A 24,005-nucleotide genomic window follows, 5' to 3' on the forward strand; every position below is an offset into this window, starting at 1 on the left:
ATTCTCCTCAGAAGCAGAAATTTTTATCCTCAATTTCTCGCAATCCTCGCTACGGACGCTTAAGCCCGACAGGCTCCTTAGAATGGAGTCCCCAGAGAGAACTGGAAGGTCTGAGTTTCATCCTTGCCTTTGGCATTCAGTGCCTTAGCCAGACTGAAAGTCAGCGGGCCAAGGGGGGTAATCCAGGTCAGGCCCACACCAGCACTGTAGCGTAGCTCACCCAGGTCAGGCTTGTAACAATCAGTCACATGATCGGGGCTGGCACAGGTTGTATCAAACACATTACCGTAGTCAAAGAACACGCTGGTCCTTAATGAACGCTGATCCTTGACAAAGGGTAAAGGGAATAGCACTTCAACCGTACCCTCAAGCAGCACATCACCACCCATGCTGTTGAAGTCATCGCCGTTATCCCGTTGCGCAGCCTTGGGTCCAAGGGAGTTATCATTGTAACCCCTTACAGAACCAAAACCACCGGCATAGAAGTTCTCAAAGAACGGCATTTCAGAAGTACTGCCATAGGCACCGCCATAACCCAGGCGAGTGGCAAAACGCGCCGTCAGACTGCGGGTAATGGGCTGAAAGTACTGACCTCGATACACCAGCTTATAAAATGTGGTGGTTGAGCCCGGAATCGCGGCAGACAGCGATAAGCTCTGGGAATAACCGGCCGTTGGCAGTAGCCCACGGTTCAACTCTGACTGCGACCAGCCCAGCGACGTCTTGATATTGGTAAACTTGCGCCCTTCTGTATCAAGATAATTCAGAATAACCCTGGGAGTACCGGAACCGGTGGTTATTTCCGTACCATCAACCCCAAGACTGAAATTAATGGACTCTGTTTCAGACAATGGATACCCGAAACGAACGTTACCACCAAAGGTGTCAGCCGCATAACTGGAGATGTCCGAATCACTGTAATCGTAGGTTCGATAGTAAATATCATAACCACGGGATACACCGTCAATGGTGTAATAGGGATCCATAAAACTGAAATTATAGAGCTGGCTGACATCACTTTTGTTCAGACCAACGGTGACCTTGTTGCCGGTTCCCAGAAAGTTATTCTGGCTGACAGAACCACCGAGTAACAGACCATCAGACTGGGAGAAACCGATACTGGCCGTAACACTGCCGGAAGGCTGCTCTTCTACGGTGTAATTAACATCAATCTGATCGCTGGTTCCCGGCACCGGCGGCGTTTCAACATTGACCTCCTTGAAATACCCCAGACGCTCTAGCCGCACCTTAGACTGCTCAATCTTCTGGGTATTGGCAGAAGCCCCCTCCATCTGGCGCATTTCCCGACGCAGTACCTCATCATCGGTCTTGGTATTCCCGGAGAAATTAATCCGTCGGACATAGGCTCTGCGGCCCGGATCAACAAAGAAGGTCAACTCAACGGTTTTGTTGCCATGGTCCGGTTTGGGAATTCCGGTCACATTGGCAAAGGTATACCCTTCGTTGCCAAGGCGACGGCTCAGAATCTCTTCCGTGGTAGTAATCAGTCTGCGGGAGAACACCTGCTCCGGCTGGGCCAGCAGCAGCTTTCTTGCCTCGTCTTCAGGAATCACCAGATCACCGGCCAGCTTAACGTCACTGACTGTGTACTTATCGCCCTCAGCCACGTTGACCGTGATATACACACTCTGCTTGTCAGGGCTGATAGAAACCTGGGTGGAGGTAATATTGAAGTTGATATAACCCCGGTCCAGGTACCATGACCGCAAACGCTCCAGGTCACCGGACAGTTTCTCCCGGGAGTATTTATCCGCAGAACTGAAGAATTGATACCACTCGGTTTTCTGCAGCTCAAACAGGTCAATCAGTTCATCCCTGGGGAAGGCCGTATTACCCACAACATTAACATGCTGTATGGTCGCCACCTTGCCTTCCTTGACATTGATGCGCAACTTCACCCGGTTACGGGGCTGCGCTTCAACATCGGCGGTGATCCTGGCACCGTATCGCCCCTGGGCAACGTATTGACGCTCAAGCTCAAGACGGATCGCTTCCAGGGTGGCCTGCTGGAAAATCTCCCCTTCTGCCAGACCGGAACGCTCCAGGCCGGTTATCAGATCTTCCGTCTTGATCGCCTTATTGCCCTTAATCTCAATTGCGCTGATGGAGGGTCGCTCAACCACCGCAACCACCAGAACATCACCTTCACGGGCCATACGAATATCATTGAAATACCCGGTTTGATAGAGCGCCCGGGCGGCCCCGGCGATATCCGGTGATTCAATATCATCGCCCACCTCAACCGGCAGGGCATTAAAAACTGTCCCGGCTGAAACCCGTTGAAGGCCATCAATCCGGATATCTGAGACGACGAAGGCCTGGGCAGCAGGCGCGATGGCTAAAGAGCCAATCAGCAGAGACAACAGTGATCGCTTCATGGAATCCGTTCTTATCCGTGTTCATTTCGCATTAACGTGAAAAACATGCTCTTCAATTTCCACATCGCTATTCATGACGCGCAGAGCGCAAAGTGCTTTTCTTTCATTGGAAGAGTCGGCTCAGGTCGTTATACATGGCCAGCATCATCACTCCGACAACAAACGTTACCCCGATTTTCAAACCCAGTGTCTGGGTTTTCTCGGAAAGTGGCTTGCCCCTGACCATTTCAACGAGGTAGAAAAGCAGATGACCGCCATCCAGCACGGGTATGGGGAGCAGGTTCAACACCCCCAGGCTGACGCTCAACATGGCCAGAAAATAGAGAAAATTTTCCAGCCCAGACTCAAGCGACGCGCCAGCCACTTTAGCAATGGTTATCGGACCGCTCAAGTTTTTCACGGAAACAAGCCCGACAACCATCTTCCAGAGGGATTCCAGGGTCATGCTGGTCAGTGACCAGGTCGCCTGGGCACCTTTTACCAGCGAATCAATCGGCCCAAACTGTAAATGACGAATCATGGTTTCTGGCCAGGAAACCTGCTGGACACCTGCACCGATAAAACCGGTTGTCACCCCATCAGTGGATCGACTGCCCGGGGTCAACGGCATTTCCTGACTGACGCCATCCCGCTCAACCAGCAATTGCAACGTTAGACCGGCATTGTCACGGATCAGTTCAACAAAGTGCATCCAGTCAATGACGGTTTCGCCATTAACCTGCAGGATTTTATCACCCGACTCCAGACCATCTCTTGCTGCCGCCCCATCGTCCGATAGCTGACCAATGACTGCGGGGATAACAGGAGAGTAAGGCACAATACCCAGGGAACGCACAGGATTCGGCTGTTCCTCATTAACCAGCCAGTCAACTATCGTGATATTTTTATCCCGCACAGCCCCCTCTGAGGCATCTCCGGGCTCACCTGCCCGGATAGAGACATCAAGATTTCGGCTCTCACCAATGAAGGACAAAAGTTCCATGTTCACGGCCTGCCAGCCCGGTGTTTCCACACCGTTCACAGCAACAATTTCATCACCGGGGTGAATACCTGCAACGGCAGACGGAGAATCGGGAATCACTTCGCCAACCTGAGGCATCAGGGTACGAACACCCACCATGTACATGAGCCAGAGGGCAAAAATGGCCAGCAGAAAGTTGGCAACAGGCCCGGCAGCAACAATGGCAATCCGGGCAAGGACGGGCTTATTATTAAAAGAAAGGTGCTGCTCATTATCGGGCACCGGCCCTTCCCTCTCATCCAGCATCTTGACATAGCCACCCAACGGTACCGCAGCAATACTGAATTCAGTACCATGACGATCAGTCCAGCGCCATAATGACTTGCCAAAACCCACGGAGAAACGAAGTACTTTAACACCGCAACGGCGGGCCACCCAGAAGTGACCATACTCGTGAATACTCACCAGTATTCCAAGGGTTACTACAAAAGCAAAAATGGTCTGTGCTGAGTCAGCTATCTCCGACAAGAGCGATTCAAAAATCATGCAACACCCTGCATTTGTGAAACCTGTTTCCGGGCCAGATAGCGGGCTTCCCTGTCAGCTTCCAGCACTTGATCTATGTCGCCGACATTCATGACCGGCAAGGTCTGCAATGTGGCATTAATGACTTCAGGTATGCGATCAAAACGCAGTTTGCGTTCCAGAAATGCATCAACGGCAATTTCATTGGCAGCATTGAGCATAGCAGCCGCGGTACCACCGCTGCGCGCCACGTCCTGGGCCAGCTTCAGACAGCGGTAACGCATCATGTCCGGCGCATAGAAGTCCAGTCTGGCAATCTCGGTCAGAGACAGGGGAGCAACACCGGATGGTATCCTTCCCGGCCATGCCAGGGCATGGGCAATGGGTGTTCTCATGTCCGGATTCCCCATCTGGGCAAGTACCGAGCCATCCTCATAATCCACCATTGAGTGGATGATGCTTTGCGGATGAATCACCACCTCCACCTGCTCAGGACGGGCATCAAACAACCAGCAGGCTTCAATAAACTCAAGCCCTTTATTCATCATCGTGGCAGAGTCTACGGAAATTTTACGCCCCATACTCCAGTTTGGATGGGCACAGGCCTGTTCAGGTGTCACAGCGGCAAAACTTTCTACCGGAGACTGTCGGAATGGACCACCGGAAGCGGTCAGCAATATTCGCCTGACCCCCACCCGCTCAAGCCCCCCGTGGTGATTGGCAGGCAAGCACTGAAAAATGGCGTTATGCTCACTATCGATAGGAAGGAGAACAGAACCAGATGCCTTAACCGCATCCATGAACAAGGCACCGGTCATCACCAGCGTTTCCTTGTTCGCCAGCAGTATTTTTTTTCCGGCACGAACCGCAGCCATGGTGGGCGGTAGCCCCGCAGCACCAACAATGGCCGCCATAACCACGTCAACATCACCATCCGCCGCCACCTGGTTCATGGCATCCAGGCCGGATTCAACAGAGATGCGCAAACCTTCAGACTGAAGGTCCGCCCTGAGTTTATTGGCCGCCTGTTCATCCGCCATAACGATATATTGCGGACGAAACTGACGGGCCTGCTCCAGCATAACGTCCGCGTTTCTGCCGGCTACTAAAGAATGCACGGTGTATTGATCCGGATTCCGCGCTATCACATCCAAAGTACTTTTGCCAATGGACCCGGTGGAACCCAACACACAAACCCGCTGTCTGCCGGATTGAGAGCATGATGCAGTCATGACCTAAAATACACCCCTGGTTATCATGACAAAAAGAGTAAATATCGGAACGGCAGCCGTCAGGCTATCAATTCGATCAAGCACACCACCATGACCTGGCAGCAGGTTTCCGCTGTCCTTGACCCCGCGGCAACGTTTCAAAACACTTTCCCAGAGGTCGCCCAGAACGGAAACCAGAACAGTCAGTATGCTCAGAATCAACAACAACACCCCCTGTAAAAAGCTGACACTGAAGAACAACGTCACAAGACTTGAAATCAGCATTGAGACCAGTAAGCCTCCGACCAGTCCCTCCATGGTCTTTTTCGGGCTGACCCGCTCAATAAGTTTTGTTCTGCCAAAACGCTTGCCAGCAAAATAAGCACCACAGTCTGCCCCCCAAACCATCACCAGAAGGATAACAATCAACCAGGCAGAGTCTGGCATTTGTTTGAGCTCATAAAGACCAAGCCATGGAGGCACCAGAGTCAGCACCCCCACCAATAATCTAAGGGACTGGTTCTCAAGCCAGCGCGCGCTCTTGGGATATTGCCTGACAAGGATAAAGGCGACCAGCCACCAGACAGCAGCCAGACCAAGAACCAACGAGGACGGTAAAAAAAGTGTCAGAGCACAAAAAACACCAATAGCCAGCGCATAGAACAGACGTACAGATCGCTGTTCAAAACCGGAAAGGTTCGCCCACTCCCAAGCCGCTAACATAATAATCGCGGCAATAAAGAAGCCAAAACCGGTTAATGGCAATAAAAAAACGCCTGCCAGCGCCACTGGCGCTAATATGACAGCAGTTATGATTCTTTCTTTCAGCACAGTGTTTCAGCCTCCACTTGCTCGCTGGTTTTGCCAAACCGTCGCTGGCGACGGGCGTAGCTCAGCAGGGCCTGCTGTAATTCATTACGGCCAAAATCTGGCCACAGGGTGTCGGTAAAATAAAACTCACTGTAAGCACATTGCCACAATAGAAAGTTACTGATTCGCTGTTCACCACTGGTACGAATCAATAGATCAGGGGCAGGCAAACCCGACGTACTGAGATGCTGTTCAATGGCAAACTCATCAATATTTTTAGCATCAAGCTCACCACGCGCCACTTTTTCAGCCAGTAGCCTCGCAGCAGAAGCGATATCCCACCTGCCGCCATAGTTGGCAGCAATGACCAGGGTCACTGAATAATCATTGGCAGTGAGCGTTTCTACCTCTTGAATATATTTCTGAATTTCAGGACTGAATCGGGTAATGTCGCCAATGACCTTCAGCCGGATGCGATTTTTCTTCATCCGACGAGCCTCTCGCTTGAGAACCCCCAGGAACAGGCGCATCAGGCCATTGACTTCAATGACCGGCCGATTCCAGTTCTCGCTGCTGAACGCAAACAGCGTGAGCACTTCAACACCCTGTTCATCGCAGGCTTCAACCACTTCACGAACCCGGTTAACACCCGCGCGGTGTCCGGCGAGTCCGGGCAGGTGTTTCCGTTTGGCCCAGCGGTTGTTCCCATCAAGAATAATAGCCACATGGCGCGGCAGCCTCTCTGGCGGAACTCCCTGAATGCCGCTTTTTCCCTGTAACAATGTATTGGCCATGGATTAAGACGATCTGAAAATTGGCAGGTAAAAAAAAGTGTAACAGTAGAACCTTGCAGGAGCCCGCCGTAAAAAGCAAGCGCCCCCAAAGCATCAAAAGACAACTGACGCCTGAATTATTGCAGTCATTACCAGCAGGATTCTGTCTGACGCCAGCCAGACAAAGGCAATAACCGCAATTCAGTACAGTCAGCCATTAGATCGCCATTAAATCTTCTTCCTTAACAGAAAGATTTTTATCAACTTCAGCAATAAACTGATCAGTCAGCTTCTGCACATCATCCTGACCACGACGCTCGTCGTCTTCACTGATCTCTTTTTCCTTTTCCAGCTCTTTAATATCAGCCAGTGCATCACGGCGGATATTGCGGATAGCAATGCGGGCATTCTCCGCATCCTGACGCGCCTGACGAATATAGCCCTTGCGGGTCTCTTCGGTCAGCGGTGGCAGAGGAATACGAATAACTTCACCGGCAGTCGATGGGTTCAGCCCCAGGTCAGACTTCAGAATTGCCTTTTCAACATCAGGCACAATCTGTCTTTCCCAGACACGAACAGCCAGCGTACGACCGTCTTCAACAGAAATGTTAGCCATCTGACTCAGCGGTGTTTCTGAGCCGTAGTAAGACACCTTAATGCCATCCAGAAGACTTGGATGGGCGCGACCGGTACGAATCTTGTTGAAGGCAACCGTCAACGATTCAATGGTTTTGCCCATACGCTCTTTGGCATCATCTTTAATCTCATTGATCATCATTAACCCCCGTTTACCAGTGTTCCTTCATTACCGCCAACCACAAGATTTAACAGAGCGCCGGACTTGTTCATATTAAACACCCGAACAGGCATCTGCTGGTCGCGCACCAGGCAAATTGCCGTTAAATCCATAACGCCCAGCTTGCGAGCCAGGACATCATCATAGGTCAGCTGATCAAATTTAACCGCATCAGAATGCTTTACCGGATCTTTATCATAGACACCGTCAACCTTGGTGGCCTTGAGAACGATATCAACGCCCACTTCAATGCCTCTCAGACAGGCCGCAGAGTCAGTGGTAAAAAATGGATTTCCGGTACCAGCAGAAAAAATCACCACATCGCCAGAGTTGAGATACCGCACGGCACGACGATGATCATAATGCTCCACAACACCACTCATGGGAATGGCAGACATCACCCGGGTATTGATATTGGAACGTTCCAGGGCATCACGCAGGGCAAGGGCATTCATCACGGTTGCCAGCATCCCCATGTGATCACCGGTGACCCGGTCCAGGCCTGCGGCACTCAGCGCAGCGCCACGGAAGAGGTTTCCACCGCCGATAACGATACCAACCTGTACACCAATCCCTACTAACTGACCGATTTCCAGGGCCATTCGATCCAGGACCCTGGGATCAATACCAAACTCACCTTCGCCCTGCAGAGCTTCACCGCTGAGCTTCAGCAGTATACGTTTGTATTTCGGTTGACTATCACTTGCCGGCATGTTCAGTTTCCGAGTCTGGTTGGCTAAATTACACACATCCCGCAAATGCGCTGCCATCGGGAGACCAGCCATGAAAGCGGCATTCGATGAACCGTCTGGCCGAAAATGATCTGTTCTGACCAATCAGCCAGCGAGTTGATGTGTTCTGACAGTTGACATTCTTGTCCATGAAACTTTCCCATGAAGAAAACCTGAAAATCAACCATCAGCTATGGATAGACATGAAAAGGCCAACCCAATGGGCTGACCCAGGAGCCTGTCGGAATCAAGACTGTCCTGCGCGGCAACTGCTCCTGCGTTGCCCCGGGAGGCTGTCCGACAGGCTTCTGGTTATTACAGTCCTGCCTGAGCGCGGACTTCAGCAGCGAAGTCCACTTCTTCTTTCTCGATACCTTCACCCACTTCGAAACGTACGAAGCTGGCTACAGTAGCGCCAGCTTTTTTGGCCAGTGCACCAACAGTGGTATCAGGATCTTTAACGAAAGGCTGTTCAACCAGGCTGCTTTCTGCCAGGAACTTGCTGATACGACCTTCAATCATCTTCTCGATGATATTGGCTGGCTTGCCAGACTGCTCTGCCTGAGCCTGGAAGATCTCTTTCTCTTTCTCTACCAGTTCAGCCGGCATATCTTCCTTGTTAACCACCTGTGGGTTAACAGCCGCAACGTGCATGGCGATATCACGAGCCAGTTCAGTATCACCACCTTCCAGTCTGGTCAGAACAGCGATACGGTTGTTACCGTGAACGTATGAGCCAATCACGCCGCCTTCAACGATAGCGATACGACGAACGCCGATGTTTTCACCGATCTTCTGAACCAGCGCCTGACGGGCTTCTTCCAGCTCGCCTTCCATCAGCGCGTTAACGTCAGCTTCTTTACGGGCAAAAGCAGCGCCAACCACCTGCTGAACGAAGTTCAGGAAGTTATCATCACGGGCTACGAAGTCAGTTTCACTGTTGACTTCAACCAGCACACCAAAGCTGGCATCGTCAGCCACTTTAACGGCTACAATACCTTCTGCTGCGATACGACCGGCTTTCTTGGCAGCTTTTGCCTGACCGGACTTACGCATTTCTTCGATTGCAACTTCAATGTCACCCTGTGCTTCAACCAGTGCTTTTTTGCACTCCATCATGCCCAGGCCAGTACGCTCACGCAGTTCTTTTACCAGTGCTGCACTAATAGCTGCCATGGTTGATTCCTCGCAAATTGACAGTCTTTTTATGCCACCAGCAATAACAGCGGCATAAAAGAATAGTTATCTGTACATCGGAAAAAAGGGGGCAAAGCCCCCTTACTCTTTTCCAAAATCGGCAAGCAGCATCTGTTATTTATGCAGTGCAATCGTAAAGCCTGCACCCTGTCATAAGACCAGGTTAATCAGATACTGCCTGGCACCAGGTCTTCGAAGCCTCAGGCTTCTTCAGAACCCTGCGCTTCTTCAGACTTGGGAGCTTCCTCAGCCTTTGGCGCTTCTTCGATTTCTACGAACTCGTCTTCAGCACCAGTGCTCGCACGGGCACGACCTTCCAGAATCACATCAGCAGCAGCCTTCAGGTACAGCTGGATAGCACGGATCGCATCATCGTTACCTGGAATGATATAGTCCACACCTTCAGGGCTGGAGTTGGTATCGACGATACCAATAACCGGAATACCCAGCTTGTTGGCTTCCTGGATAGCGATGCGCTCATGCTCAACGTCGATAACGAACAGAGCGTCTGGCAGACTGCCCATGTCCTTGATACCGCCCAGGCTGCGATCCAGTTTTTCCAGATCACGGCTGCGCATCAGCGCTTCTTTCTTGGTCAGTTTTTCAAAAGTACCGTCGTCACGCTGGCTTTCAAGATCACGCAGACGCTTGATGGACTGGCGAATGGTCTTGTAGTTGGTCAGCATACCACCCAACCAGCGGTGATCAACGTAAGGCATGCCACAGCGAGCAGCCTCTTCACGAATGATCTTGCCAGCAGCGCGCTTGGTACCAACAAACATGACCTTGTTCTTGCCTTCAGCCAGCTTGCCGATGAACTGCAGAGCGCCATTAAAGGCAGGCAGGGTGTGCTCAAGGTTAATGATATGAATTCGGTTGCGTGCACCAAAGATGAACTTGTTCATCTTCGGGTTCCAGTAACGGGTCTGGTGACCGAAATGCACGCCGGCCTTGAGCATGTCACGCATAGTGACTTGAGTCATGGGAATCTCCTGATTCAGGGTTATGCCTCCAAACACCCCATGTGTTCGACCAGATCATCATCCGTTTAACGGATTAAAACTGGCACCCGGAACCATGTGTCGGTGAATGTGAGATCTTTTATCAACGTTAAGTTTAATGAAGTCCATGCTGCTCAGTCGTGAGACTAACCGCCATGTACCCCATCTTGAAATCGCATCTCGAAATCAAGTGGCGCTTTATACCATACCCGGACAATTTTCGAAACTTTTTCTGCCATCAGCCAAAACGCTGGTTATCTTCTTCCACCGCATCATAAAGTCGCTCCAATATATCCGGAACAGCAGACATAACCCGGTTCCAACTGGGAATAAAGGGACGCTCCATGGGGTTTTCCAGAAAATGCTGACCGGCTTCCATGATATTCCTGGCAAACAACTCAACGGCCCGCTCTTCACTGTCACGATCCACATGCAAACCATTGATCATGGCATCATCATAGTAGGATTCAATAAAGTCCAGGGCCACCCGGTAGTAGGTCGCCTTGATGGTCCTGAAAGTCTCGGTATTAAACTGAACACCATTGGTGGCCAGTTTGCGGAAAATCGCCTTGATGATGTCATGACTCATTTTCGACAGCCCGCGACTGACATCCCCTTCAGACAGCGGCTGATGCTTATGATCATAAATATCCGCAATATCCACCTGACAGAGCCGCTTACTGGAGTAATTGCGCTTAACCTCCGACAACACCCCAATCTCCAGCCCCCAGTCACTGGGAATCCGGATATCGTTAAAGACACTGGTTCTCATGGAGAATTCACCCGCCAGGGGATAACGAAAGCTGTCCAGATATTCGAGATACTCCATCGGCCCGAGAATCTTTTTCAGCGCCCGCAAAAGGGGCGTAACCAGCAGACGGCTGACCCGGCCATTTAACTTATTGTCAGCGATTCGCGCATAATAGCCTTTGCAGAAGTCATAGCTGAAGGCGGGATTAGCAACCGGATAGAGCAGCCTGGCCAGCAGATCCCGCTGATAGGTAACAATATCGCAGTCATGGAGCGCCACAGCTTCTGACTTTGCCGATGCCAGCACATAACCGTAGCAATACCAGACATTCCTTCCTTTCCCTGGCTCTTTCGGGGCCAGGCCCTTTTCAGCCAGCAGGGCATCAACTGCCTGCAACTTTGGCCCATCCTGCCAGAGAATACGGTGATGCTGATCCAGCCGTCCAAAAAAATCCCTGGCATAGGCAAACTGCTCCTGATCAGCGCGATCAAGGCCAATCACTATTTCAGAGAGATAGCGCACCTGGCTCAGCTCTTCGACAATATGCCCCAGGGCAGGCCCTTCCAATTCTGAAAACAATGAAGGCAGGACCAGTGACATGGGACGCTGGCGGGAAAATGCCAGCAGGTCACGCTCCATATCGTCGGTTGACCGAACTCTCAGATTGTGAAAATTGGTAATTATGCCATTCTGATAAAAGTCACCCATAACCCACCTTTCCTCCACTATTGAAAGTGATTTTATGGCTTGCCAAACATATCAAGTATGGCCTGATTCCAACCCTCAGGACCGACACTGCGGGTTTTAACAACATTCACCAGATGACTCACATCCGGTGCCTGGCCATGCTCCGATCGGATAAGCACCGGATAATCGGCCGCCTCCAGCATCGGCAAGTCGTTCATCCCATCCCCAAGCGCACAGGTTTGCCAGGTCTCTTCCGGATATTCCTGCTGATACCTTTGCAGTAATGCCCGCAAAGCCAGCCCTTTATCCCCTTTCCCGGAAACATGATAAAAGCGCCCTCCTCTCGTCAGATGAAGCCCTTGCGACTCAAGCAACCTGACAAACTCCCGCAATTCTGCATCACCATCACGCCAGATCACCGGCTCACTGGCCTTTCGGGTCATGGCTTTACCCGCCTCATCGATTGATAACCCGGTAACTTCTGCCACCTGATCCCCGGTCAGGTCACCAAAGCCGGTAAACCTGAAACCATGTTTAAGCCGGATATTGGATAAAATTCGCCGTATGCTGCGATAAGGCTGACCATGAAAAAAGTGGGTAAGCCCACAGGAATCCCGGAAATAATCCGCCGGGATCGTCGTCACCATGCCATTTTCACTGATAAATGGCTGATCATTCCCCATCTGTCGCTGAATAACAAGCACCTCTTCCAGCGTTTTACTGGTGTTAAAAATGACCGGTATTTCACGCTCAACCAGCAATTCCAGGGCAGGCTGAGCGGCTGCCCAGCCATAATCATTATGATCCATAAGGGAGCCATCAAGATCGGTAAAAACCAGTATCCTCGGCGCTGTTGCTGCCATCAATAAACCATCCACTCAACCAAAACGTTTTTGATAAATGGCATTGGTGGCCTCGACAAAACCACCCATACTGCCACAGTCAAATCGCCTGCCCTGAAATTTACAGGCAATCACACAACCACTTCTGGCCTGAGACAAAATGGCATCTGTCAGTTGTACCTCACCGTTTTTTCCCGCCTCGGTGTTGGCAATAATGTCAAAGATATCGGGGGTCAGAACGTAACGGCCAATAACCGCAAGATTACTGGGAGCCTCTGAAGGCGCAGGTTTTTCCACCATATCCGTCACCCGGATCAAATGCTCATCCAGGGCCTCCCCGGCAATTACTCCATACTTTTCGGTTTCTGCCGCGGCCACTTCCTGTACCGCAAGAATCGTACATCGGAACTGCTTATAGAGATTGACCAGCTGAGCCATCACCGATGGCCCCTTATCATTGACACAAAGGTCATCCGCCAGAATGACACCGAAGGGCTGATCACCTATTAATGTCTGACCACAGGCAATGGCATGCCCCAGCCCCAGCATCTGATTCTGCCGGGTATACGAGAAGGTACAGGCAGACATCACATCCCGGATCGACGACAGTTTCTCCTCCTTGCCACTACCGGCAATCTCCGCCTCCAGTTCATAGTTAATATCAAAGTGATCCGGTATCGCCCGCTTATTCCTGCCATTAACAAAACCGAGATCCGTTAATCCTGCCTCCATTGCCTCCTCTACCCCGTATTGAATCAGCGGCTTATCAACAATGGGAAGCATTTCCTTGGGCATGGATTTGGTGGCTGGCAAAAAACGTGTGCCATAACCGGCAACAGGAAAGAGGCATTTTGTAATCATTCAATAACTCCGTTTATCACTTGATCTTGAATGCGTTAATACGATGCAGTTCCCATGCCAATGTTACAAGGCACAACTCATGTCAAGAAGGTAAAGAGTGTGAATCAGAGCTTTATTGCTATTTCAGGAGAGGCATTTTGCAATAGCAGGTTCCGGTTTGCTTCTTCCGAGGCTTTCTTTATAGTCGACCCAATCGTTGGGCGGAACCTGCTCTTATCTAATCAGATGTAATACTTATACCCATTCGCCTTTTGTGGTCAGGGTCAGTAGATGTACAGATTATCAACATACCTTTTTGGAGGTCGTCTTCATTGCGAAAAAAGACGAGCGGATTGTAGCCGGTTATGGCATTTGCCTCTCTCAGGTGTTGTATCACACTTTCATGCTGTAAATTTCCCATGACAACTAATCCAGCTGCAATGAAAAAATCTTTCTCAAGCAGACCGGAATGTTTGCCCCAACTTTGTGGATCGTTATTAGATTCACCCATTACTTTACTGATCCAGGGATAATGCTGCATGCTAACCAGTTGTTTCACACTTTCGATAACTTCAGCTATTTTACAGATTTTGATATCTACACGATTATCTTTGTCATAGAAATGAGTTAAATCATGGCCTGATTGCTCTGCTTCGTCTCGGCTATTGACCTCCTGAAATTTCAACCGCGGGTATTGATAGATAACCTGATGGATAAATCTTTTAAGAAAGTCTTTATGACTTTCGTCCTGTGCCTGTGTAATATAGAGAGGCTTTCCAATGGTAGCGACTCCCGGGTATTCGGATATCAGACGCTCAAGCAATTCTTGAACACTCAACTTCTCTTCTATGTCACCTTGGTGAAGTTTGATATGACTCAGCTGTCTTGTGACCAGCCTAACCAGGCCTAACCTGCTGGGAACGGCTTGATCATAATCTGGAGGAGGGGATTTATCAGCAGGATCAACATTTGGTGAACCAGTTGGTGTGACGTTCATTTTTTCTTCCTGTTATCGGGGTCGCAATACACAAAAGTTAAGGGCTGCAATTATGGCTATTGCCTGGCGCATATTACAAAAATTGCCAAGCGTGATTTCTGACCATTCTGACAAAAAATAGTTCAAAACCTTAAAGTGATATATCGCAAAAAAGTTGGAGATAGCGGGGGGATGTCACTATCATCATTCCGTAAAGGCGGGGCGAATAATATGCCAATGTTACATGGCACAACTCATGCTCCTGATATTAAGAACGTGAATCAAAATCCATAACGCTGCTATTTCAGGAGAGGCATTTTGCAATAGCAGGTTCCGGTTTGCATCTTCCGAAGCTTTCTTTATAGTCGACCCAATCGTTGGGTGAAACCTGCTCTTATCTATGACTTCTGCTTGATAGATCGAATGAATATACCCATTTCCCTTTTGGGGTTAGGGTCAGTAGATCTACAGATTATCAACATACCTTTCTGGAGGCTGTCTTCATTGCGAAAAAAGAACAGCGGAGAGTAGCTGGTACGGGCATTTGCCTTTTTCAGTCGTTTCATCACCCTCTTATGCGATAAATCCACCACGTCAGCTGATCCGGCTGAAATGAATAAATCACCGTTAAGCAGACCGGAATATTCGCCCCATTTGTGTTGATCTTTTCTTAAATGATCGATCCAGGGATATTTGTACATACTGGCCAGTATTTTCACACTTTCGATGACTTCAGATATTTTACAGATTTTGATATCTACATGATTAACTGTGTCATAGAAATGAGTTAGATTATGGCTTGATTGCTCTGCCTCATCTCGGCTATTGACCTCCTGAAATTTCAACAGCGGGTATTGAGTGATAACCTCCAAGATAAATCTTTTAAGAAAGTGCTTATCACTTTCGCCCGGTGCTCGTGTAATACAGGGCGGCTCTTCAATGGTGGCGGCTCCAGGGTATTCGGATATCAGACGCTCATACAATGCTTTAACACTCTGCTTCTCTGCTTGGTCACCATGGTGAAGTTTGATAAAACTCAGTTTTTCCATGACCAGACTTACCAGGCCTGACTTTCTGAGAACGGCTTGAGCATCAGCTGGAGGGCCGGGTTTAAGGGCAGTATCAAGTTGTAATGAACCTGCTGGTGGGACATTCATTTTTTCTTCCTGTTATCGGGATGCACAATACACAAAAGTTAAGGGCTGCCATCATGATTATTAAATGACGCATATTGCAAAAATTGCCATGTGTAATTTTTGACCATTATGACAAAAAATAGTTCAATACCTTAAAGTGATATATCGCGAAAATTTTTTAGATAACTGGTTATATCACTATCATACACCCGTAAATATGGTCGAATAATATGCCAATGTTACATGGCACAACTCATGCTCCTGATATTAAGAACGTGAATCAGAACACCATAACGCTGCTATTACAGGAGAGGCATTTTGCAAAGCTATCCCCCTATCTTTGCGTCATTTCATCAATCGCTATCCAGGCTTCTTCACATCCCTTATGGTGATCAATCGGATGACCTCGCCAGTATCATCGTCCGCCGGGTTGAGTACTTTCTGCACAACCATGAACCGAAAAGTTTTGACGCCTGGTCAGAGCAGGATATCTATCTGATCACTTATGGCGACAGCCTCACAGAGCATGGGAAACCACCACTGAAAGTACTCAGTGAATTCCTTGGCAGGCACATCCGGCAGCTGATCTCCACCGTGCATATACTGCCTTATTTCCCCTACAGTTCTGATGATGGATTCTCCATCATTGATTATCTGCAGGTTAACCCTGCTCTTGGTGACTGGAATAACGTCAGGGCCATCGCTGAGCGCTATCGGTTAATGACCGACCTGGTTATCAACCACGTATCCCGGGAAAGCCTGTGGTTTGCGGATTTTGTCAGCGGCATCCAGCCTGGGCGGGACTACTTTATTGAGGAAGATCCATCCACAGATCTCACCATGGTCACCCGCCCCAGAAACTCCCCCCTGCTGGTTCCCACCCAGACACGCCGGGGAACCCGCCACGTCTGGGCCACCTTCAGTGAGGACCAGATCGACCTTAACTTCAAAAACCCGGATGTACTGATAAAAATGGTCGATATTGTGCTTTTCTATCTTGCCCGGGGTACCAGCGTAGTGCGTCTTGATGCCATAGCTTTCCTATGGAAGAAGCTCAATACAGCCTGCGTACATCTGCCGGAAACCCACGCCATGGTCAAAGTAATGCGGCTGATTATTGAACAGGTTCGCCCCGGTGCATTACTGATAACCGAAACCAATGTACCTGACCCGGAAAACTTCAGCTATTTCGCCCGGGGCGATGAGGCGCATTTGGTGTACCAGTTTGCACTGCCGCCACTAATACTCCATGCACTAAACCGGGGCACAGAAAAATACCTGGCGCACTGGGCAAGGGCATTACCGGAATACCCTGAGGGTTGCACAACACTGAATTTCACCGCCTCCCATGATGGCATTGGGCTGCGACCGCTTGAAGGGCTCGTCCCCGACAGTGAAGTCGCCGAACTGGTGGACAGCATGCACCGTTTTGGCGGGTTCGTCAGCATGCGCACACTACAGGATCAAAGCGAAAAACCTTATGAGATCAATATCTCTCTATTTGACGCCATGAAAGGCACACGCCGTGGCGAGGATCACTGGCAGGCACAACGCTTTCTCTGCTCACAAATCATTATGCTCGGCATGAAAGGTATTCCGGCCATCTATATTCATAGCCTGCTGGCGACTCCGAACGATATTGTCGGCGTTGAACGATCTGGCCGCACCCGATCCATCAATCGCCGTAAATGGGATATTGAAGAGCTGCGCACAGAACTGGAAAACCCCGTCTCAATGCAGAGCATGGTCTTTAAAACCCTGAAAACCATTATTGGAATTCGCCGAAAAGAGCGCTGTTTTCACCCGGACTGCCCTCAGCAAATCATTGATATCGCACCGGGCATTCTGGCCTTTTCCAGGACTGAGCCCAAAACGGACAGAAGCCTGGTTGCCATTCATAATCTGACGGCAACTCATTTGGACATAAATGCAAAAAAATACCAAGGCCGTCTTGACCTGCTTAGCGGCAAGACCTTTACCTCTGAACAGTTAAAGCCCTATCAAACCCTATGGCTGGTTTCAGGCACCCGGTGATCTCATGGATCGTTCGGCACAGTGAGCGCGTTATCTGGTCATCGCGCCCGGCACGCCCGGGCACATCAGTTTCCTGGTAACGCAGCATATGGCTCAACTTCAGTAGAGGCCAAAGCCCCTGATAAACCAGTAGTTAATAAGCTAGCCCGGATATTTCATAAACTGCCCCGAATCTCGCGCCAGACTTTGTCGCTCTAAGGGATTTTGTGAGGGAGCGCCGTACCGGGGAGTACGGTCGACTGAGCAAAACTCCCTTAGAGCGGCAAAGGACAAGCGAGATCGGGAGCACGTTTATGAAATATCCGGGCTAAGGATATCAGACTCTACTTGCCCTATCAGTGGAGTCCAGATCCGAAATTTGAACCCGGGTGTTGAAGACCTCTGATTGACTCGATGACACACTGATTGATCTGCTTGCCAGAGAATTTTCCTGTATTGTGCGGCGACGCTCATCGAGTAAGAAAATAATACTCCCTGCTAAAAAGCCTAGGCTGGCCCCCATGATTGGCTGCGGAGTATCATCCGTGTACGTTGGTATAACCCCATCCCGTTTCCAAAGATAATTAATCAGTGACTCACCACCTATCCCCAGGGCTACACCAGCGGAGATAATGGTTAGCCCCCGCCAGACAGTTTTTGCCTTCTCTGTTCGGTACCAGGGAGTAGCAGTCTGGCGTTCATTGCCAGAACCACTTGCATTGCTTACTCCCTCTGATGTGCCAGAAATATCAATTTGTGCACTGCCGGTGCCGGAAATATGGGTTACGGGGTTCATAATGAACTCTCAAAAATTAGAAATTTATAGTATTAAAAGAAATTTTTTTATTATTGATCACACATTTTGACTTTGGATAATTGAAAAAGTTCACTAATGAACTCAAGGGAGCGGTAAAATCGTACTAACTGAACGTCAATAGCATCACTGCCTGCAGAAAAGCTGGTACGGATGTTAATTTCAATAGCCGCATCATCCGGTTATCCGTGAAGCTGCAGATGGCTTGACCCGGATGTTTCATAAACTGCCCCGAATCTCGCGAAGGACCTTGTCGCTCTATGGGATTTTGTGAGGGGGCGCCGTACCGGGGAGTGTGGTCGACTGAACAAAACTCCCTTAGAGCGGCAAAGGTCAAGCGAGAGCGGGAGCACGTTTATGAAATATCCGGGTTAACCCCAATGGAGGTAAAGCCCCTGATAAACCGGCGCAGTAATTAACGAGCTACAGCAGGCGGACCGTCAGTGTTTACTTCCAGACTCAACGGGACGCAGATCACCAGGGATTTCATCCTTGGCAGTGATGACATTTGGCTGACCTGGTACCATGCTGATCGATCTGTTCTCAATACAAGTATGAATTGCAACATACGCCTCGGTTAAACAGGCCTGGTAAGCCCCTTGAGCAAAACCCACGACTGCTCCACCCAGGAATGGCTGCGATATATTGAACGGGTACAATGGCAAATGCCCATCCCGTTCATCTGCGAAGTAACTCAGTGCCTCACCGCATGCATACAATGCTGTATTCACGGAAACAATGAACAGTCCCCGCCAGAGGGGCTTTGTTGCTATGGTTTTGAAAAAGGCAGTAGCAAGGCTTTCATTGCCAGAGCCACTTACATCGTTTTCCCCCTCTGGACTGACAGTAATAACAGCTTGAGGGTCACGTGTAATAATTTGACCGGTTCCAGTATTGATCATAATGAACTCTCCAATAATTATAAGTTTTTAATATTAAAAAAGATCAATATACTATTGATTAAACTTTTGGACTTTGGGCAATTGAATAAGTTCATCAATAATCATGAGCAAGCAATAAAATCGCACCATCAAAATTTGGACAACACCTGAATAACTCTTTAACAAAAAAAGATCACAGCCAAAAAAACGGAACTATATTCTTTCACCATGGTCAATATACCAGTTGAATAATTTTTTTAACTTTTCAGAGCTTTTAAAATGAACAGAGCTACTGGCAGCATAATATGCTGTGTAATATTTTTTGCTTTTACGACTTTCGACACTGTTTCGGCAAGCAGCTCCTTACGGAGTGACCCGACCCGGTTTGAGCAATACCATGGGCAACAGGTATCTCCCGGTCACTATTACGAACAGACTCCAGGATCTGACGCTGATGCAGTATTCCCACCAGTTATCAGTGTCACTCCGGAAAACAGTGACCAATTGACTATCAACCTTGCCAACAAAACAGAAATCGAGAAGCAGTATATACAGGCCTTTTATTTGAGAGGTGAGCGTGATGGTGACATCCTGCTGAAAACCATTAACGATCTTGGCCGCAGCCTGAGAGACTTAACCACCGTTGCCTCAGAGCTCCAGAAAATTTCTGACGAGAGCATCCTTCAACCAATACCCGTCAGGGAATTTCTTGACCATGTGAGAACCTTCACACAGGAATCAAACCTGTTCCTTCAAGACGTTAATAACCTGGAACATTTCCCCACCCTAAGGCCAGACATAACTGCAGATCCCGACAGTGAGGTTGATATGCTCCCGCTGGTTCATCATTACCAGTCAACCTTGCGCAGGCTTGATACCCAAATGAGCGAACTTCATTTCAATATCGTCCTGCCCAATGGCGTCCTTCATCAGCAGCTCGGCATCAGTAGCGACCAGCTCAAGTCGATGTCACTGTATACTGCAGAACAGATCGCTGATATGAAACGTAATGCGTTGCAGCTACGGGCCATGCGAACCCAGGATAAGCGAGTCATTGATGAAGGGATCAACCGTTTTACCAAAGATGCCATTGAAACCTTTATAGATACCTTCGGTACGTCAGAGAGATACAGAACCATTTCCGACCGGGAAGGCAGCAAAAGAGCCAAAGAGATGTTGATCGATGCATTCTGGGCTAGATCTTACATTCGTGCCACCTATGGAATTCAAATTGGGTGCATCCCGGTTGAATATGACAAGCGTATTTTCAATCTGGATTATTACCTGAACGATATGACCGTTGGTGCTGCACCCATTTATGATCAGAATAAGCTCATGCGTTACGCCAATCTCGCTCAGGAAGCAATGTTAACCATTGAAAATTCCGCCAGCAAAAAGTGGTTATCTGTCAGTTCATGGGTTACCTGGTTGGGCGGTAAATCCAATGAGATGGACACCAAATATTTCATTATCGCCCTGATTAAAAAAGATATTGATGAAGAACTGGCCATCAGCCGCTCAGGCGGCCTGAGAAAAGTTCGTGACGGATATCGTCAGCACTACCTCAGTTCAGACATGGCAAGAGCCCTCTACCAGGCAAAAGCAAAGCAGGTTTTCAGCTCATCAGAAGATGACGATGATATTGAGAGCGACGTCATGATGGTTGAGGCTGGCACACTCAAAGGAGCTGTTGCCATGTGCATCAACGCTCTGGAAAACCAGGAAAACCGTCTTGATGAAGCCAGAAAGCTGCAAAGCGTGGTTGATATGCTGACCAGGGACAACGTCTTTTCGGATCGCAGAAAAAGACGACAGCTCTTTTAACCCGGATATTTCATAAACTGCCCCGAATCTCGCGCAGGACTTTGTCGCTCTAAGGGATTTTGTGAGGGAGCGCCGTACCGGGGAGTACGGTCGACTGAACAAAACTCCCTTAGAGCGGCAAAGGACAAGCGAGAGCGGGAGCACGTTTATGAAATATCCGGGTTAAAACATCAATACAAAACAATGAGTATCTGTGACGGGATACTCATTTTCACAACAAATTCATTAAACGTTTTCGCAGGTTGATGTGATGGCTATCAAAAAGCAACTTGTGTATGTGGCTTTGCTGCTCATACTTTTATTTTCAAAGCCATACACCTCTTATGCCGTGCCTTTTCTTATTAATAACCATTGCCTGCAAGTGTCTGCTCCGAGGATAACTGCAAGCCAGTCATGTCCCGGACACGTTATCCCTGCCCATCAAACCCGCAACCTCCACTCTGAAGAGTTAAGATGTTCGGCCAACCACTATACCCATGTTCGCTTACCGGAATCCTTTGACGAAGAAGCATGGCAGGACTTAAAAAATATCAGCCGCCACGATGCGGCAGATATTTTGCGGCAACAGCCGTCACCAGCCTGGAAAGGTGTTATTAACTACCGCACATACCTTCACTGGAATTGGCAGGAGTGCCAGCTCGTCACCGATGCACATCACTGTGGTTCTTACCATGTATGTGAAAAGACATACCTGCCCACCTCGGATGGTGGCATGAAACAAGTCGAACATTGCCATTGGAAGGCAAAAACCTGTTACGCCGATATCACCATGCACGAAAGCCGGTACTGTCAGGATGGTGAGGGAAAAATGGTCTTTGACGTGGAGTTTCTGAAAAAAGATAAAGCCCGCTGGAGCCCTGATTCCCCCGGCTTTATTGACCGTCTTGCCAATGGCTATGATCTGCTACCGGGTGAAGAGGAAGTGGTCACTGTAAGCAATCTGAAAAACATCGCGCGTACCTCACAATCTGCCAGATTAGCGCCAACCCTGTTTATTGAAGACCCTAAAAACGAGTACATCTTCAACGAGCATATCCACAACCCGCAACCGGATAGCCTTTCCTGTCGCTTCAAGGGTGAAGACGAAGTCAGCTTTACCGTAACCACACGAAAAAGAATTGCTTCAGACTCTCCCAACGCTTTTTCGCTTCCCAAAACTTTTGACAACGAGAAAATTGACCCACTGGTATGGCAGTCTGCCCCTGGTCTGGATGGCTCAAGGCAAGAGAAAGGCTACCCATTCATCATGAGGGCCCAGGACTTCTCTGCCGCAGCACTCAACGAGGTATCAGAAGATGTCACTGAAAAGCTGAAAAATATCATCGTCCGAGTACAACTCTACGAACCCTCCATATTTGGCGACAGACTGAAGTCCACTATCTATATCGATGAAGCAAAAGGTATTCAGCAAACATTGAACGCCATTTCCAACGACCAGAAAATTCGACGGTCGACGCTTTGGGAGTTCAAACTGAAAAATGGTGATAACCCTGACAAAAATATTTACCGGAGTTATGTGCCCACACTGTTCTACTACCCCGGAAAAATTTTCCTGTCCAACGAGGCCCTCAGCTACGATGACCAGCTGGCTCCGAACACAATATACACACTGAAGTTAACGGTTTATCAGAAAAACCTGCCTTTCTACCATCAGTCCTGCGAATCCGATCCTGACGCCTGGGATTGCCAGTGGTATACCTTATGGGGGCTCTTCAGTTCCAAGCGCTATGAAGATAATTATTTTTCAAAGAAAAGCCTTGATGTCAGGTTCAGATCAAACCCAAAAGTAGACCAGAGAACCTGGCTATCTTCCTTCTGGCACTTTGTCAGATATGCCCAAATTGCAGTACCGTTGGGGGCTGTGGCTTTATCGGCATCTTACCTGCTTTAGGAGGCTTGCCGGACTTAAACGCAGAAGTCACCCCTCGTTTTGAGCAACAGCTGACGAATATAATATTGTTAATACTTCGCTTGGGGATTCTGGTAAGATAATAAGAATTATCATTTGACTTTCGCATCTTTAAGTGGCCTGACCTGACAATGAATGTAACCATCAAAACCCCTGAAGAAATTGAAAAGATGCGCATCGCTGGCCGTCTGGCCGCTGAAGTGCTGGAAATGATCGAACCCCATGTGCTGCCCGGCGTCTCAACCGGCGAACTGGATAGCCTCTGCCATGATTATATTGTCAATGTGCAGAAGGCAATTCCTGCCCCATTGAACTACGGCGCAGCCCCGGGCAGACCCGGCTTCCCCAAGTCTACCTGCATTTCCATCAACCAGGTCGTTTGTCACGGCATTCCCAGTGACAAAAAATTTCTGAAAAGCGGCGACGTTGTTAATATTGATATCACTGTGATCAAAGATGGCTACCATGGCGATACCAGCAAAATGTTCCTGGTTGGTGACGTTCAACCGTTTAACCAGAGGCTGGTACAGGTGACTCAGGAGTGCCTCTATCTGGGCATTGAGCAAGTGAAACCAGGCAACCGTCTAAGCGATATCGGTCGTGTAATTGCCAGACATGCCCACGGCAATCATTTCTCAGTTGTGGAAGAGTACTGCGGCCATGGCATTGGCAGTGTGTTCCATGAAGACCCACAGGTCATCCACTATGAGGGTTATAACGACAGAAATGACTGTGTCCTGCAAGAGGGCATGACATTTACTATCGAACCAATGATCAATGCTGGCAAGAAAGGAACCAAACTTCTGGGCGATGGCTGGACTGCGGTAACCAGAGATCGACGCCCTTCTGCCCAGTGGGAACACACCATTGCTGTAACCGCTACAGGCTATGAAGTGCTCACCAAACGAAAAGAAGAAAACTTCTAATA

20 protein-coding genes are annotated in these 24,005 nt (G+C 49.1%); 4 read left to right on the forward strand and 16 right to left on the reverse strand.

The genetic code is table 11. The features are described from left to right. Positions 1 to 77: 77 nt before the first annotated feature. The 14 genes from bamA to ACO6UX_RS04865 form a co-directional block, all read right to left on the reverse strand. Positions 78 to 2,399: an outer membrane protein assembly factor BamA gene (bamA, locus tag ACO6UX_RS04800; RefSeq protein ID WP_422445351.1), complete on the reverse strand. Its 2,322-nt coding sequence runs from the start codon at positions 2,397 to 2,399 to the stop codon at positions 78 to 80. Between the two features lie 103 nt (positions 2,400 to 2,502). Then, on the reverse strand, positions 2,503 to 3,906 hold the full coding sequence (gene rseP, locus ACO6UX_RS04805) for a sigma E protease regulator RseP (RefSeq protein ID WP_422445353.1): 1,404 nt from the start codon (positions 3,904 to 3,906) through the stop codon (positions 2,503 to 2,505). Further along, a complete protein-coding gene (gene ispC / locus ACO6UX_RS04810) occupies positions 3,903 to 5,117 on the reverse strand; it encodes a 1-deoxy-D-xylulose-5-phosphate reductoisomerase (protein WP_422445355.1) in 1,215 nt (404 codons plus the stop codon). Before ispC ends, rseP begins: the two co-directional genes overlap by 4 nt. A gap of 3 nt (positions 5,118 to 5,120) precedes the next feature. Further along, positions 5,121 to 5,927 carry a phosphatidate cytidylyltransferase gene (locus ACO6UX_RS04815; protein WP_422445357.1) on the reverse strand — a complete coding sequence of 269 codons (807 nt, stop codon included), beginning with the start codon at positions 5,925 to 5,927 and terminating at the stop codon, positions 5,121 to 5,123. Beyond that, positions 5,921 to 6,700: a polyprenyl diphosphate synthase gene (gene uppS, locus ACO6UX_RS04820; RefSeq protein ID WP_422445359.1), complete on the reverse strand. Its 780-nt coding sequence runs from the start codon at positions 6,698 to 6,700 to the stop codon at positions 5,921 to 5,923. The genes ACO6UX_RS04815 and uppS overlap by 7 nt, the downstream gene beginning before the upstream one ends. A 196-nt stretch (positions 6,701 to 6,896) precedes the next feature. Further along, on the reverse strand, positions 6,897 to 7,454 hold the full coding sequence (gene frr / locus ACO6UX_RS04825) for a ribosome recycling factor (RefSeq protein WP_209200164.1): 558 nt from the start codon (positions 7,452 to 7,454) through the stop codon (positions 6,897 to 6,899). 2 nt (positions 7,455 to 7,456) lie between these two features. Beyond that, positions 7,457 to 8,188 carry a UMP kinase gene (gene pyrH, locus ACO6UX_RS04830; RefSeq protein ID WP_209200162.1) on the reverse strand — a complete coding sequence of 244 codons (732 nt, stop codon included), beginning with the start codon at positions 8,186 to 8,188 and terminating at the stop codon, positions 7,457 to 7,459. 333 nt (positions 8,189 to 8,521) lie between these two features. Next, positions 8,522 to 9,382 carry a translation elongation factor Ts gene (gene tsf / locus ACO6UX_RS04835; protein ID WP_422445362.1) on the reverse strand — a complete coding sequence of 287 codons (861 nt, stop codon included), beginning with the start codon at positions 9,380 to 9,382 and terminating at the stop codon, positions 8,522 to 8,524. Between the two features lie 221 nt (positions 9,383 to 9,603). Then, positions 9,604 to 10,386 (reverse strand): 30S ribosomal protein S2, encoded by a 783-nt coding sequence (gene rpsB / locus ACO6UX_RS04840; RefSeq protein ID WP_422445364.1) that lies wholly within the window; start codon positions 10,384 to 10,386, stop codon positions 9,604 to 9,606. A gap of 256 nt (positions 10,387 to 10,642) precedes the next feature. Continuing rightward, positions 10,643 to 11,863 carry a glycosyl transferase gene (locus ACO6UX_RS04845; RefSeq protein WP_422445366.1) on the reverse strand — a complete coding sequence of 407 codons (1,221 nt, stop codon included), beginning with the start codon at positions 11,861 to 11,863 and terminating at the stop codon, positions 10,643 to 10,645. 32 nt (positions 11,864 to 11,895) lie between these two features. Continuing rightward, positions 11,896 to 12,705, reverse strand: coding sequence for an HAD-IIB family hydrolase (locus tag ACO6UX_RS04850; protein ID WP_422445368.1), 810 nt, complete (start codon positions 12,703 to 12,705; stop codon positions 11,896 to 11,898). A gap of 15 nt (positions 12,706 to 12,720) precedes the next feature. Further along, positions 12,721 to 13,545, reverse strand: a complete 825-nt coding sequence (galU, locus tag ACO6UX_RS04855) for a UTP--glucose-1-phosphate uridylyltransferase GalU (RefSeq protein ID WP_422445370.1) — start codon at positions 13,543 to 13,545, stop codon at positions 12,721 to 12,723. 217 nt (positions 13,546 to 13,762) lie between these two features. Further along, positions 13,763 to 14,521: a hypothetical protein gene (locus tag ACO6UX_RS04860; protein WP_422445372.1), complete on the reverse strand. Its 759-nt coding sequence runs from the start codon at positions 14,519 to 14,521 to the stop codon at positions 13,763 to 13,765. Positions 14,522 to 14,898: 377 nt separating this feature from the next. After that, positions 14,899 to 15,657 (reverse strand): hypothetical protein, encoded by a 759-nt coding sequence (locus ACO6UX_RS04865; RefSeq protein WP_422445374.1) that lies wholly within the window; start codon positions 15,655 to 15,657, stop codon positions 14,899 to 14,901. 297 nt (positions 15,658 to 15,954) lie between these two features. Between ACO6UX_RS04865 and ACO6UX_RS04870 the strand changes: the two genes are divergently transcribed. Continuing rightward, complete coding sequence (locus tag ACO6UX_RS04870; RefSeq protein WP_422445376.1) at positions 15,955 to 17,670, forward strand: sugar phosphorylase; 1,716 nt, start codon at positions 15,955 to 15,957, stop codon at positions 17,668 to 17,670. A 316-nt stretch (positions 17,671 to 17,986) separates the two neighbouring features. Here the strand turns inward: ACO6UX_RS04870 and ACO6UX_RS04875 are convergent, their stop codons facing one another. Further along, positions 17,987 to 18,445, reverse strand: coding sequence for a hypothetical protein (locus ACO6UX_RS04875; RefSeq protein ID WP_422445378.1), 459 nt, complete (start codon positions 18,443 to 18,445; stop codon positions 17,987 to 17,989). 458 nt (positions 18,446 to 18,903) lie between these two features. Continuing rightward, positions 18,904 to 19,365 carry a hypothetical protein gene (locus ACO6UX_RS04880; protein WP_422445380.1) on the reverse strand — a complete coding sequence of 154 codons (462 nt, stop codon included), beginning with the start codon at positions 19,363 to 19,365 and terminating at the stop codon, positions 18,904 to 18,906. 258 nt (positions 19,366 to 19,623) lie between these two features. On the opposite strand from ACO6UX_RS04880, the gene ACO6UX_RS04885 reads away from it, so the two are divergent. The 3 genes from ACO6UX_RS04885 to map all read left to right on the forward strand — a co-directional run bounded on the left by ACO6UX_RS04885 (position 19,624) and on the right by map (position 24,003). Continuing rightward, entirely contained in the window at positions 19,624 to 21,168 is a 1,545-nt protein-coding gene (locus ACO6UX_RS04885) for a hypothetical protein (protein ID WP_422445382.1), read from the forward strand. A 250-nt stretch (positions 21,169 to 21,418) separates the two neighbouring features. Further along, positions 21,419 to 23,059, forward strand: a complete 1,641-nt coding sequence (locus ACO6UX_RS04890) for a hypothetical protein (protein WP_422445384.1) — start codon at positions 21,419 to 21,421, stop codon at positions 23,057 to 23,059. Between the two features lie 149 nt (positions 23,060 to 23,208). Further along, positions 23,209 to 24,003, forward strand: coding sequence for a type I methionyl aminopeptidase (map, locus tag ACO6UX_RS04895; RefSeq protein ID WP_422445386.1), 795 nt, complete (start codon positions 23,209 to 23,211; stop codon positions 24,001 to 24,003). Positions 24,004 to 24,005: the final 2 nt, after the last annotated feature.

The organism is Endozoicomonas sp. ALB091 (assembly GCF_049310265.1).
Classification (GTDB): Bacteria; Pseudomonadota; Gammaproteobacteria; order Pseudomonadales; family Endozoicomonadaceae; genus Endozoicomonas.